The organism is Pseudomonas sp. TZ252 (assembly GCF_056110345.1).
Genome location: NZ_CM148566.1, coordinates 1,989,038 through 2,001,548, shown reverse-complemented (window position 1 = coordinate 2,001,548; position 12,511 = coordinate 1,989,038). Strand labels below are relative to the sequence as shown.

The 12,511-nt window shown below is 66.9% G+C and carries 10 protein-coding genes and 1 tRNA gene; all 11 read right to left on the bottom strand.

Annotation, left to right across the window (positions count from 1 at the left end):
* Position 1: 1 nt before the first annotated feature.
* Complete coding sequence (gene dctP / locus ACYAF3_RS09195; protein WP_003105525.1) at positions 2-997, bottom strand: C4-dicarboxylate TRAP substrate-binding protein DctP; 996 nt, start codon at positions 995-997, stop codon at positions 2-4.
* A 241-nt stretch (positions 998-1,238) separates the two neighbouring features.
* Positions 1,239-2,627, bottom strand: a complete 1,389-nt coding sequence (dctD, locus tag ACYAF3_RS09190) for a two-component system response regulator DctD (RefSeq protein WP_003096187.1) — start codon at positions 2,625-2,627, stop codon at positions 1,239-1,241.
* Positions 2,624-4,462 carry a two-component system sensor histidine kinase DctB gene (gene dctB, locus ACYAF3_RS09185; protein WP_003123664.1) on the bottom strand — a complete coding sequence of 613 codons (1,839 nt, stop codon included), beginning with the start codon at positions 4,460-4,462 and terminating at the stop codon, positions 2,624-2,626. Before dctB ends, dctD begins: the two co-directional genes overlap by 4 nt.
* A 59-nt stretch (positions 4,463-4,521) precedes the next feature.
* Positions 4,522-5,067 (bottom strand): dTDP-4-dehydrorhamnose 3,5-epimerase, encoded by a 546-nt coding sequence (gene rfbC / locus ACYAF3_RS09180; RefSeq protein WP_003121267.1) that lies wholly within the window; start codon positions 5,065-5,067, stop codon positions 4,522-4,524.
* Entirely contained in the window at positions 5,067-5,948 is an 882-nt protein-coding gene (gene rfbA / locus ACYAF3_RS09175; protein ID WP_003105518.1) for a glucose-1-phosphate thymidylyltransferase RfbA, read from the bottom strand. The genes rfbC and rfbA overlap by 1 nt, the downstream gene beginning before the upstream one ends.
* Entirely contained in the window at positions 5,945-6,853 is a 909-nt protein-coding gene (gene rfbD / locus ACYAF3_RS09170; RefSeq protein WP_016254013.1) for a dTDP-4-dehydrorhamnose reductase, read from the bottom strand. Before rfbD ends, rfbA begins: the two co-directional genes overlap by 4 nt.
* Positions 6,850-7,908, bottom strand: coding sequence for a dTDP-glucose 4,6-dehydratase (gene rfbB, locus ACYAF3_RS09165; RefSeq protein WP_003096179.1), 1,059 nt, complete (start codon positions 7,906-7,908; stop codon positions 6,850-6,852). Before rfbB ends, rfbD begins: the two co-directional genes overlap by 4 nt.
* A 234-nt stretch (positions 7,909-8,142) precedes the next feature.
* Positions 8,143-8,218: transfer RNA gene (locus tag ACYAF3_RS09160), tRNA-Thr, on the bottom strand.
* 73 nt (positions 8,219-8,291) lie between these two features.
* The gene (locus tag ACYAF3_RS09155; RefSeq protein ID WP_003096173.1) at positions 8,292-9,821 is read right to left on the bottom strand and encodes a DHA2 family efflux MFS transporter permease subunit; all 1,530 of its coding nucleotides are present in this window, start codon (positions 9,819-9,821) and stop codon (positions 8,292-8,294) included.
* A 10-nt stretch (positions 9,822-9,831) separates the two neighbouring features.
* On the bottom strand, positions 9,832-11,016 hold the full coding sequence (locus ACYAF3_RS09150; RefSeq protein WP_003110594.1) for an HlyD/EmrA/EmrK family protein: 1,185 nt from the start codon (positions 11,014-11,016) through the stop codon (positions 9,832-9,834).
* A 14-nt stretch (positions 11,017-11,030) separates the two neighbouring features.
* A complete protein-coding gene (locus ACYAF3_RS09145; RefSeq protein ID WP_016254012.1) occupies positions 11,031-12,509 on the bottom strand; it encodes an efflux transporter outer membrane subunit in 1,479 nt (492 codons plus the stop codon).
* Positions 12,510-12,511 lie beyond the last annotated feature (2 nt).

The following is a 12,511-nucleotide window of genomic DNA, read 5'->3' as shown; positions in this document are numbered from 1 at the left end:
CTTATTGGGCCTGGTTGGCGGCTTCGGCGGCCTTGATCAGGTCGGCGCCGATCTCGCCTTCGAACTTCTTCCACACCGGCTGCATGGCCTTGCGCCATTCGGCCCGCTGTTCGGGAGTGAGTTCGATGATCTCGCTGGTCTTGGCCTCGACGATGCGCTGCTTGTCGCCCTGGTTGAGCGCCTCGGCCTGCTTGTTCACCTCCACGGTGACCTCGTCCATGGTCTTGGCCAGCACGCCGCGCACGTCTTCCGGCAGGCCGTTCCAGAACTTGGTGTTGGTGATCACCATGTAGTCCAGCACGCCGTGGTCGGACTCGGTGATGTACTTCTGCACTTCGTGCATCTTCTGCGAGTAGATGTTCGACCAGGGGTTCTCGGTACCGTTGACCACGCCGGTCTGCAGGCCCTGATAGACCTCGGCGAAGCTCATCTTGCGCGGGTTGGCGCGCACCGCCTTGAACTGTTCCTCGAGCACCTTGGAGGCCTGCACGCGGAACTTCAGGCCGCGGGCGTCCTTCGGCTCGCGCAGGGGCTTGTTGGCGGACAACTGCTTCATCCCGTTGTGCCAGTAGCCGAGGCCAGTGATGCCCTTGTCCTGCATCGAGGTCAGCAGCTCCTTGCCCTGCGGGCTCTGCTGGAAGCGGTCGACCGCCTGGATGTTGTCGAACAGGAACGGCAGGTCGAAGATCTGCAATTTCTTGGTGTACTGCTCGAACTTGGCCAGCGACGGCGCGATGATCTGCACGTCGCCCAGCAGCAGGGCTTCCATCTCCTTGCCGTCGCCGAACAGCGACGAGTTCGGGTAGACCTCCACCTTGACCTTGCCCGGCAGGCGTTCCTCCACCAGTTTCTTGAACAGCAGCGCGCCCTGGCCCTTGGGCGTGTGCTCGGCGACGACGTGGGAGAACTTGATGACGATCGGGTCGGCCGCCTGGACGATTCCGGCGACGGTCAGGGAAAGTGCGCAGACGAGCGCCTTCGCGGTGTGCTTGAGCATGAGACTTCCTCTTTGTTCTTGTCTGTCTTTTATGAAGAGGACGGGTGTCCTCTCGGCGTGGCCGAACAAGGGAAGTCTAGGCAGCGCAGCGGCAGATGCTGCGTGAATCGGAAAAGCGCCTGGTCTTCTGCTTGTTGGAACGCTCGGGAAGCCGTGAGCAAGCCCTGTGCCAGTCGGGCCAAGGGTACGCAGGGGAGATGCTGCGGGCGCGGATGGCGAACGGTTGGCGGTAATCCGCCATTCATTCGCCATCATCTGGCGGATTTTCGCCAGGCGTGTTGAACGGCAGGCCGTGCTTGCGCAGCTTGTCGTGCAGGGTCTTGCGCGGGATACCGAGGGCCTCGGCGACGCTGCGCAGCGAATTGTGCGGGCGTTCCAGTTCGGCAGCGATCAGCGAGCGCTCGAAGGCCTCGACCTTGGCGCTGAGGTTGTGCGGCTCGTCGGCGGCGTCGGGCAGGACTCCGTCGTCCAGGCTCAGGCCGAGACCCAGGGCGAAGCGCTCGGCGGCGTTCTGCAATTCGCGCACGTTGCCCGGCCAGTCGTAGGCCAGCAGCCGCGCCGACTGGCCGGCGTCCAGTTCGCGTGGCGTCAGGCCATGACGCATGGCGCCGGCTTCGGCGAAATGGCGGAACAGCAGCGGGATGTCTTCGCCGCGCTCGCGCAGCGGTGGAATGCGCAGGCTGGCGACGTTGAGGCGGTAATAGAGGTCGGCGCGGAAGCGGCCCTGGTCGGCGGCCTGGCGCAGGTCTTCCTTGGTTGCCGCGATGATGCGGATATCCAGCGGGATCAACTGGTTGGAGCCGAGCCGCTCGACTACCCGTTCCTGCAGCAGGCGCAACAGCTTGACCTGCACGTCCAGGCTCATGCTCTCGATCTCGTCGAGGAACAGGGTGCCGCCATTGGCGTACTCGAACTTGCCGATGCGGCGCTTCTGCGCGCCGGTGAAGGCGCCGGCCTCGTGACCGAACAGTTCGCTTTCCACCACCGATTCGGCGAGGGCGCCGGCGTTGATCGCGACGAACGGTCCGTCGCGTCGGCTCGACAGGTCATGCAGGGCCCGCGCGACCACCTCCTTGCCGGCGCCGGTTTCGCCAAGGACCAGCACGTCGGCCTGGATCGCCGCCAGCGAGCCGACCTGCTCGCGCAGGCGCTGCATGCCGGCCGAGCGTCCGATCAGGCGCCCATGCAGCTCGTGGCGTTCGGCCAGGGCCAGGCGCAGGGTGCGGTTCTCCAGGACCAGCCGGCGCACCTCCAGGGCGCGGCGCACGCTGTCGAGCAGGGCGTCGCTGGGGAAGGGCTTTTCCAGGAAGTCATAGGCGCCGCCGCGCATGGCCTGGACCGCCAGCGGCACGTCGCCGTGGCCGGTGATCAGGATCACCGGCAGGTCGGCGTCCTGTTCGTGCAATTGGCGGAGCAGTTCCATGCCATCGATGCCGGGCATGCGGATGTCGCTGACCACCACCCCGGGCCAGTCCTTGCACTGCGCGGTATCCAACTGGCGCGCGTCGTCCAGGGTCGCGACCTTGAGCCCGGCGAGGTCGAGCGTCTGGCGCAGGGCCTGGCGCAGGTGCGGATCGTCGTCGATCAGCAGGACCTGGGTTTGGGCATCGAATGGCGCGAAGGGACTCATGCGCGGGTTTCCTCCTGGGGCATGGCGGCGACGCCGGGAACTCCCGGCAGCAAGTGCAGGCGCACCACGGCGCCGCCTTCGAGATGGTTGCCCATTTCCAGGCGGCCGCCGAGGGCGCGCAATAGGTTATCGCAGATGGCCAGGCCGAGGCCGAGCCCTTTGGCGGTGGTCTTGGTGGTGAAAAAGGGTTCGTGGGCGTGGGCCAGGGCGTCCTCGGAAAACCCCGGGCCGTTGTCGCGCAGAGTCAGGGTCACGCCGTGCTGGTCCTGGCTGGCGATTACCCACAGGCGCCGCGGCGGAGCTTTCTCGGCGAGCGCGTCGAGGGCATTGGTGAGCAGGTTGCCGAGGATCTGCCGCAAGCGGGTCTCGCCGGCCTGGACCCACAGCGGGGCGTCCGGCACGTCGCGCAGCAGTTCGACGTTCATCGCCCGCCGCCGGCTGGCCACCATCGACAGGGCGTCCTCGATCGCCGGCTGCAACTGCACGTTCTCCGGCGCCCGGCGCGCACCGCGGGCATAGGCCTTGAGGTGGGCGATGATCGAGGCCATGCGGGTGGTGAGGTCGCTGATCTGCTCGAGATTGCCGCGGGCGTCCTCGGTGCGCTGGTGGTCGAGCAGCACCCGGGCGTTGTCGGCGTAGCTGCGGATCGCCGCCAGCGGCTGGTTGAGTTCGTGGCTGATGCTCGCCGACATGGTGCCGAGGGCCGTGAGCTTGCCGGCCTGGACCACTTCGTCCTGGGCGCGCATCAGCTCGCGCTGGGCCTGCTCGCGTTCGTGGACTTCCTGCTGCAACTGCGCGTTGGCGTTCTCCAGCTCGCGGGTGCGTTCCAGTACGCGCTCTTCCAACTGGCGCTTGGCCTCGGCCTCGAGAGCGATGCGGTCCAGGTAGTGACGGCGGCTGAGGGTCAGCAGGGTAAGCAGCAGGAGCAGGGCGAGCAGGGTCGCGCCGCCGATCAGCAGGACGCTGCGCACCGGCCGTTCGATGAGGGTGCGGGGGGCGTAGATGCTCACCGTCCAGCCGGTTTCCGGCAGCGTCCGGCTCTGGCTGAGCCAGGCGCTCTGCTGCAGGCGCAGGGGCTTCGGGTCCTGCACCGGGTAGGGGATGTTGGCGTGGATCTCGTCGCGCTCCGCCGCGCTCAGCGGCCGACTGGCATGGAAGCGCCAGTCCTCGCGGGAGGAGAGGATCACCACGCCGTAGTTGTCTATCACCAGCAGTTGCTCCGGGGAATTGCCCCAGAGCCGTTCGATGTGTTCGAGATCGACCTTCACCACCAGCACGCCGATGATCCGCGAGCCTTCCTTCACCGCGCTGGCGAAGTAGTAGCCGCGCTTGATCGAGGTGGTGCCCAGGCCGAAGAAGCGCGCCAGGCGGCCCTGCATGGCCTCGCGATAATAGGGGCGGAAGGCGAAGTTGCGGTGGACGAAACTGTCCGCCTGGGCCCAGTTGGAGGCGACCTGGGTGGTGCCGTCCGGTTGCAGCAGGTAGATCACGTCGGCGCCGGTGCGTCGGCGGATGTCGGCCAGCGCCTCGTTGGCGATCTTCTGCAGCAGCGGGTCGCCAGGTTGTTGCAGGGCCTGGCGCAGCACCGGCAGGCCGCCGAGGATCTGCGGCAGTTCTTCGTAGCGGCGCAGCGTGCCGAGCAGGTTGGCGACGTAGAGGTCGAGCGTCTGGCGGTTCTGCTCGGCCAACTGCTCGCTGTAGTAGCGCTCGGCGAAATATTGCAGGGGCCAGAGCAGCGGCGCGAGAAGCAGGGCGAGGATGACCAGCGAGCGCCAGCGATGGAAATAGGCTTTCAAGACGAACGAACCTGCCGTGGCTGCGAGTATCCGGGGCATCCCGGACGGGATGCCCTAAATTATCACGCCTTGCGCCGAGTCCGGTCGCTCCCTGCCGTTCAGGGGAAGCAGTCGGCGTCGGCGAATGCCTTGCCCTGGCGGTCCTTCTCCGAAAGCAGGGGGGCATCCTGCAGCGGCCAGTCGATCTTCAGCTCGGGATCGTTCCAGAGGATGCAGCGTTCGTGTTCCGGCGCCCAGAAGTCGGTGGTCTTGTAGAGGAACTCGGCGTATTCGCTGAGCACCACGAAGCCGTGCGCGAAGCCGGCCGGAATCCACATCTGGCGCTTGTTCTCCGCGCTCAGGCGTTCGCCTACCCACTGGCCGAAGGTCGGCGAGCCGCGACGCAGGTCGACGGCCACGTCGAATACCTCGCCGAGAGTGGCGCGCACCAGTTTTCCCTGGGCTTGCCGGATCTGGTAGTGCAGGCCGCGGAGGACGCCACGGGCGGAACGCGAATGGTTGTCCTGGACGAAGCTGACCGGATGACCGCAGGCCTCCTCGAAGGCGCGCTGGTTGTAGCTTTCGAAGAAGAATCCGCGATCGTCGCCGAACACCCGGGGTTCGAAGAGGATGACGTCGGGGATTGCCAGGCGGGTCGCTTTCATCAGTACACGGTCTCGGTCAGCAGGCGCTTGAGGTATTGGCCGTAGCCGTTCTTGGCCAGCGGCGCGGCGAGTTTTTCCAGTTGCGCGGCGTCGATCCACTTCTGCCGGTAGGCGATCTCTTCCGGGCAGGCCACCTTGAGACCCTGGCGGTTCTCCAGGGTGGCGATGAACTGGCCGGCCTCGAGCAGCGAATCGTGGGTGCCGGTATCCAGCCAGGCGTAGCCGCGGCCCATGATCTCCACGCTGAGCTGGCCGCGCTCCAGATAGGCGCGGTTGACGTCGGTGATCTCCAGCTCGCCGCGCGGCGAAGGCTTCAGGTCCCTGGCGATGTCCACCACCTGCTGGTCGTAGAAATACAGGCCGGTGACCGCGTAGTTCGACTTCGGCTCCAGTGGCTTCTCTTCCAGGCTGATGGCCTTGCCGCCCTGGTCGAACTCGACCACGCCGTAGCGCTCCGGGTCCAGCACGTGGTAGGCGAAGACGCTGGCGCCGGTCTGGCGCTGCGAAGCGCTGCCGAGCAACTCGTGGAAGTCGTGGCCGTAATAGAGGTTGTCGCCCAGGACCAGCGCGCTGAGGTCGTTGCCGATGAACGACTCGCCGATCAGGAAGGCCTGGGCCAGGCCGTCCGGCGACGGTTGCACGGCATATTGCAGGTCCAGGCCCCAGTTCGAACCGTCGCCCAGCAACTGCTGGAAGCGTGGGGTGTCCTGTGGGGTCGAGATGATCAGTATCTCGCGGATGCCCGCCAGCATCAGGGTACTGAGCGGGTAGTAGATCATCGGCTTGTCGTACACCGGCAGCAGCTGCTTGGAGATGGCCAGCGTTGCCGGGTGCAGGCGGGTGCCCGAGCCTCCGGCGAGGATGATGCCCTTGCGTTTCATAGTGGTCCCTGTTCGCTCAGTTCCTGGATCATGCGTCCGGCATGGTAGCGCCAGTCGGGCAGTACCAGGCCGAAGACCTGTTGCAGCTTGCGGTTGTCGAGGCGCGAATTGGCCGGACGCTTCGCCGGCACCGGGTAATCCTCGGTGGCAATCGGCAGGACCCGCTGCGGCGTCGCCTGCAACTCCCAGCCCCGCTCCAGCGCCTGTTCGATGACGAAGCGCGCATAGAGGTGCCAGGACGTCTCGCCGCTGGCGACCAGGTGGTAGGTGCCGCTGGCCCGTGCTGCCAGCTCGGCATCCCAGCGCAGACGCTGCAGGGCCTGGGCGGTGACGTCGGCGATCAGCTCGGCGCTGGTCGGCGCGCCGAACTGGTCGGCCACGACCTTGAGTTCGTCGCGTTGCCCGGCCAGGCGCAGCATGGTCTTGGCGAAGTTCCCGCCGCGCGCGGCGTAGACCCAGCTGGTGCGGAAGATCAGGTGGCGGCAGCCGCTGGCGCGGATGGCCTGCTCGCCTTCCAGCTTGGTCTGCCCGTAGACGCTCAGCGGGCCGGTCGGCGCGTCCTCGGCGAAAGGCGCGCTGCCCGCGCCGTCGAACACGTAGTCGGTGGAGTAATGCACCAGCCAGGCGCCGCAGGCCGCGGCCTCCTCGGCCAGTACCGCGACGGCGCGGGCATTGATCAGGCGGGCGTTGTCGGCATCGCTCTCGGCCTTGTCCACCGCGGTGTAGGCACCGGCGTTGACGATGAACTGCGGCCGCTCGGCGCGAATCAGTCGCGCCAGGCCTTCGGGGTCGGCGAGATCGGCGCGCCGGCGGTCACAGACCAGCAGTTCGCCCAGCGGCGCCAGGGCGCGCTGCAGCTCCCAGCCGACCTGGCCGTTGGCGCCGAGGAGAAGGATCCGGTTCATGCGTACTGCTTACCCACCCACTCGCGGTAGGCACCGCTGGTTACGTTGGCCACCCAGTCCTGGTTGTCCAGGTACCAGCGCACGGTCTTGCGGATGCCGGTCTCGAAGGTTTCCGCCGGCTTCCAGCCCAGCTCGCGCTCCAGGCGCGTGGCATCGATGGCGTAGCGGCGATCATGGCCCGGACGATCCTTGACGAAGGTGATCTGCTCGCGATAGCTGCGGCCGTCGGCGCGCGGCTGCTCCTGGTCGAGGATGGCGCAGAGGGTCTCGACCACGTCGAGGTTGGCCTTTTCGTTCCAGCCGCCGACATTGTAGGTCTCGCCCAGTTGCCCGGCTTCGAGGACCCGGCGGATGGCGCTGCAATGGTCCTTGACGTAGAGCCAGTCGCGGATCTGCTGGCCGTCGCCGTAGATCGGCAGCGGCTTGCCGGCCAGGGCGTTGTGGATCACCAGTGGGATGAGCTTTTCCGGGAAGTGGTACGGGCCGTAGTTGTTCGAGCAGTTGGTGGTCAGCACCGGCAGCCCGTAGGTGTGGTGATAGGCCCGCACCAGGTGGTCGGAGGCCGCCTTGGACGCCGAGTAGGGACTGTTCGGCTCGTAGCGGTTGTTCTCGGTGAAGGCCGGATCGCTCGGTGCCAGCGAGCCATAGACTTCGTCGGTGGAGACGTGGAGGAAGCGGAATGCCGCCTTCGCTTCCGGCTCCAGCGCGCCCCAGTAGGCGCGCACTTCTTCCAGCAGGCGGAAGGTGCCGACGATGTTGGTCTGGATGAAGTCCTCGGGGCCGTGGATCGAGCGGTCCACATGAGATTCCGCGGCGAAGTTGAGGATCGCCCGCGGCTGGTGCTCGGCGAGCAGGCGGGCTACCAGCTGGCTATCGCCGATATCGCCGGCGACGAAGGTGTGCCGGGCGTCGCCGTCGAGGCTGGCGAGGTTCTGCCGGTTGCCGGCGTAGGTGAGCTTGTCGAGGCTGACCACCGGCTCGTCATGCAGGGCCAGCCAGTCGAGCACGAAATTGGCGCCGATGAAGCCGGCGCTGCCGGTCACGAGAATCGTCATGAGTCATACCTTGTTCAAGCAGTGGTTGTCCGTAGGGCTGCTTCGACACGTCCCGCCAAGGTGTACCAATCGATCGTGAAGACGACGATTAGTACGGGAAAAATGGCGATCCTGCCAACCCCAGATCTGGTAGGTGCATCTGACCCGGCATTCTATTCGAAGTGCCATCACTGGGTAGAAAGGAAGCAGGATAAAACAAAAAGCCCCGCGCGAGGCGGGGCTTTTCGGGATTCATGGTGCCGGCACCAGGAGTCGAACCCGGGACCTACTGATTACAAGTCAGTTGCTCTACCAGCTGAGCTATACCGGCGAAGAGGGCGACATTATAGCCAGCCGCCGCCAGGAGTAAACCACTGATTTTCCTGCCCGAATGCCGTTCGTCCTCAGTGCCCGGAGGCGGCCGCGCCGGGCTTGGCGCCGAACGGCGGGCGGGCCAGCCAGATGATCACCAGCAGGGCGAGGAACAGCCAGCCGAGCATGGTGAAGTAGTCGATGGTGGACATCATGTAGGCCTGGCTCTGCACCATCCGGTCGAGCAGCGCCGCGTTCGCCTGGGTGTTGCCGCCGAGCTGGGCGAGGGTTTCGTGGGTGGCCGGGTCGTAGAGGCTGATGTTTTCGCTGAGGTAGGCGTGGTGCTGGGTGGCGCGGCGGTTCCAGATCCAGGTGGTCAGCGAGGCGGCGAAGCTGCCGCCGAGGGTGCGCAGGAAGGTGGCCAGGCCGGAGCCGTCGGCGATCTGGTCGGGGGGCAGGTCGGAGAGCAGGATGCTCAGGATCGGCATGAAGAAGAACGCCACGCCGAGCCCCATGATCAACTGCACGATGGCGATGTGCTGGTAGTCGACCTCGGTGGTGAAGTTGGCGCGCATGAAGCAGGTGATGGCCATCGCCAGGAACGACAGGCCGGCAAGCATGCGCAGGTCGAAATGGTTGGCGTAGCGGCCGACCAGCGGCGAGAGGAACACCGGGAGGATGCCGATTGGCGCGGCGGCCAGCCCGGCCCAGGTGGCGGTGTAGCCCATCTGGGTCTGTAGCCATTGCGGGAGCAGCAGGTTGATGCCGAAGAACGCGGCATAGCCCAGCACCAGCGCCAGGGTGCCGGCGGCGAAGTTGCGGTGGGCGAACAGGCGCAGGTTGACGATCGGATGGCGGTCGGTGAATTCCCAGATGATGAAGAAGGCCAGGGCGATCGCCGCGATCAGCGCGCCGCCGACGATGAAGTTCGACTCGAACCAGTCCAGGTCGTTGCCCTTGTCGAGGACGATCTGCAGGGCGCCGACGCCGATCACCAGGGCGATCAGGCCGACGTAGTCCATCGGCGCCTTCTTGATCACCACCGGGCGTGCCTTCAGTTGCTGGTAGACGACGAAAGCGGCGAACAGGCCGACCGGCACGTTGATGAAGAAAATCCACGGCCAGCTGTAGTCGTCGGTGATCCAGCCGCCGAGGATCGGCCCGGCGATCGGCGCCACCACCGTGACCATCGCCAGCAGGGCCAGGGCCATGCCGCGCTTCGCCGGTGGGTAGATGGAGATCAGCAGGGTCTGGGTGATCGGATACAGCGGCCCGGCGACGAAGCCCTGCAAGGCGCGGAAGCCGACCAGAGAAGGCATCGACTGGGCGATGCCGCAGAGGAACGAGGCGAGTACGAACAGCAGCGCGGCGGCGATGAACAGGCGCACCTCGCCGACCCGCCGGGCCAGCCAGCCGGTCAGCGGCAGGGCGATGGCGTTGCTCACGGCGAACGAGGTGATCACCCAGGTGCCCTGTTCCGAACTCACCCCGAGGTTACCGGAGATGGTCGGCAGGGCGACGTTGGCGATGGTGGTGTCGAGCACCTGCATGAAAGTCGCCAGGGACAGGCCGATGGTCGCCATCACCAGGCTGGGCGGGGAGAAGCTGCTGCTTTCGCTCATGCTGGCGGGCTCAACGCTGGGCGGTCTTGCCGTGGTCTTCGGCGAGGTTGGCTTCGATCAGGCGTTCGATCAGCTTGTCGGCCGAGGCCAGTTGCTGCTGGTAGACATCGGTGGAGAACAGCGCTTCGCGCGGTGGCTGCTGGGCCAGGGCCGGGCCGCTCTGGTCGTGCAGGTCGACCTTGACGTCCATCGACAGGCCGATGCGCAGCGGATGCTTCTGCAATTCTTGCGGATCGATATGGATGCGCACCGGCACCCGCTGGACGATCTTGATCCAGTTGCCGGTGGCGTTCTGCGCCGGCAGCAGGGAGAACGCGCTGCCGGTGCCCACGCCGAGGCTGTCGACGGTGCCGCTGTAGCGCACGTCGCTGCCGTAGAGGTCGGAGCGGATCTCCACCGGCTGGCCGATACGCATGTGCTTGAGCTGGGTTTCCTTGAAGTTGGCGTCGATCCAGATCTGGTCCAGCGGGACCACGGCCATCAGCGCATTGCCCGGTTGCACGCGCTGGCCGACCTGTACGCTGCGCTTGGCGACGTAGCCGGTGACCGGCGCGACGATGGTCGAGCGGGCGTCGTCCAGGTAGGCCTGGCGCAGTTGCGCGGCGGCGGCCTTGACGTCCGGATGGGAGGTGATCTGGGTGTCGTCGACCAGCGCGCGATTGGTGTTCAACTGCTGTTCCGAGCTGGTCAGCGAGGCTTTCGCGCTGTCCAGGGCGTCGCGGGCGTGGGCCAGTTCCTCCTGGGAAATGGCGCCGTCGTCGGCGAGGTTCTTGCGCCGCTTGTAGTCGGCCTCGGCCTTGGCCAGCGCGACCTTGCGGGTGGCGACCTCGGCGCGATAGCCGTCGACGTTGCTGAACAGCCCGCGCACCTGGCGCACGGTGTGGGCCAGGTTGGCCTCGGCGCGTTGGAGGGCGATGTCGGCGTCGCTGGGATCGAACCTGACCAGTTCCTGGCCCTTGCGCACCAGGTCGCCGTCGTCGGCGCCGATGCTGACCACGGTGCCGACGATCTGCGGGGTGATCTGTACCACGTTGCCGTTGATGTAGGCGTCGTCGGTGTCCTCGTGCCAGCGGCCGTAGAAGAACTCCCAGGCCACGCTGGCCAGGGTGGCGAGAACGATCACGGCGAGCAGGATCAGCAACCAGCGCTTGCGCTTCGGGTTGCCGGCGGGGGTTTCGCTGTTGGCGGTAGTCATGGTGGGTGCCTCGTTCATTCTGCCGGCGCTTTCGCGGTAGCGAGCGCAGCGGAGCGGGAATCGGGTTGGAAACCGCCGCCCAGGGCCTGGACCAGCTGGACGGAAAGATCGATCTGCTGGCTCTCCAGGCTGGCCAGCTGGCGTTCGGCGACCAGCAGTTGCTGTTGCACGCTGAGGGCGTCGAGGTAGCTGCCGACGCCTTCGCCGTAGCGACGCATGGCCAGGTCGAAGTTGGACCTGGCGATATCGCGGGCCTGGCGCTGGTCGATCACCTGCTGCTCCAGGGAGCGCAACTTGCCGAGGTCGTCGCTGACCTCGCCGAGGGCCTGGACCAGCGTCTTGTTGTACTGGCCGACGGCCAGGTCGTAGTCGGCGTCGCGTTCGGCCAGGTTGGCGCGGCGGCGGCCACCGTCGAAGATCGGCAGGGAGATCGCCGGCGCCACCTGGAAGAAGCGGCTCGGCGCCTGCAACACGTCGCTGGTGTGCAGGGCGGCGAGGCCGGCCATCGCGCCGAGATTGAGGTTGGGATAGAACTCGGTCTTCGCCGAGTCGATGTTGCGGCGCGCCGCCTCGACCCGCCAGCGCGCGGCAACGATGTCGGCGCGGCGGCCGAGCAGTTCCGCCGGGAGCACCGAGGGCAGGCTCAGGCTGGCCGGGTTCAGCGGTTGCGGGCGCTGCAGTTCGAGACCGCGATCGGGCCCCTTGCCCAGCAGCACGGCGAGGGCGATGCGGGCGCTGGCGATGTCCTGCTCGGCGGCGCTGAGTTGCTGGCGGGCGGTAGCCAGCTGGGTCTGCGTCTGTTGCAGCTGGACCTTGCTGTCGAGCCCGGCGCTCATGCGCTTCTGGCTCAGCTCGGTCATGCGCTGCGAGCGCTTCAGTTCTTCCTCGGCGAGATCGCGCACAGTAAAGGCGTGGGCGAGGTCGCTGTAGGCGCGGGCGATGCTTGCCGAGAGGCCGATGCGCGCGGCCTGGCTGTCGATCCGCGCGGCATTGGCCTGGCCGAGGGCGGCTTCCCAGGCGGCGCGCTCGCCGCCCCAGAGGTCGAAGTCGTAGTTGAAGCCGAGCGACAGGTACTTGATCGCCGAATAGCGGCCGCCGAGCGGTGCCGGGGCCACGCTGGTCGGCGCGCGGATGCCGGAGTAGCTGGCCTTGGCGTCCAGCGTCGGCTGGCGCGCGGCATCTTGCGCCTGGGCCGTTGCCGCCGCCTGGCGCGCACGCGCCTCGGCGATCTGCAGGTCGGGAGTGCCTTGCAGGGCTTCGCCGATCAGTTGGTCGAGCTGCCGGTCGCCGAGCCCGGTCCACCAGTCCTGGCGCGGCCAGGCCGCTGGCGAAAGGGCTACGCCGTCCAGGCTCCTGCCCGCCTGGAGGGCGCCTGCCGGTTGCAGTCGGGCGTTCGGTTCCAGGCCTTCGGAAGTGACGCAGCCGGCGGCCAGCAGTATCGCCGAGGCCAGCGCCAATCGCTGCGGCCAGAGATGGAGAGGAGGGAAGGGCATGG

Bases quoted from the DNA above. Each gene is read 5' to 3' on its own strand.
- rfbA (WP_003105518.1), bottom strand. From the start codon at position 5,948: ATGAAACGCAAGGGCATCATCCTCGCCGGAGGCTCGGGCACCCGCCTG.
- rfbD (WP_016254013.1), bottom strand. From the start codon at position 6,853: ATGAACCGGATCCTTCTCCTCGGCGCCAACGGCCAGGTCGGCTGGGAG.
- rfbB (WP_003096179.1), bottom strand. From the start codon at position 7,908: ATGACGATTCTCGTGACCGGCAGCGCCGGCTTCATCGGCGCCAATTTC.
- rfbC (WP_003121267.1), bottom strand. From the start codon at position 5,067: ATGAAAGCGACCCGCCTGGCAATCCCCGACGTCATCCTCTTCGAACCC.
- ACYAF3_RS09155 (WP_003096173.1), bottom strand. From the start codon at position 9,821: ATGAGCGAAAGCAGCAGCTTCTCCCCGCCCAGCCTGGTGATGGCGACC.
- dctD (WP_003096187.1), bottom strand. From the start codon at position 2,627: ATGAGTCCCTTCGCGCCATTCGATGCCCAAACCCAGGTCCTGCTGATC.
- ACYAF3_RS09150 (WP_003110594.1), bottom strand. From the start codon at position 11,016: ATGACTACCGCCAACAGCGAAACCCCCGCCGGCAACCCGAAGCGCAAG.
- dctB (WP_003123664.1), bottom strand. From the start codon at position 4,462: ATGCCCCGGATACTCGCAGCCACGGCAGGTTCGTTCGTCTTGAAAGCC.
- ACYAF3_RS09145 (WP_016254012.1), bottom strand. From the start codon at position 12,509: ATGCCCTTCCCTCCTCTCCATCTCTGGCCGCAGCGATTGGCGCTGGCC.
- dctP (WP_003105525.1), bottom strand. From the start codon at position 997: ATGCTCAAGCACACCGCGAAGGCGCTCGTCTGCGCACTTTCCCTGACC.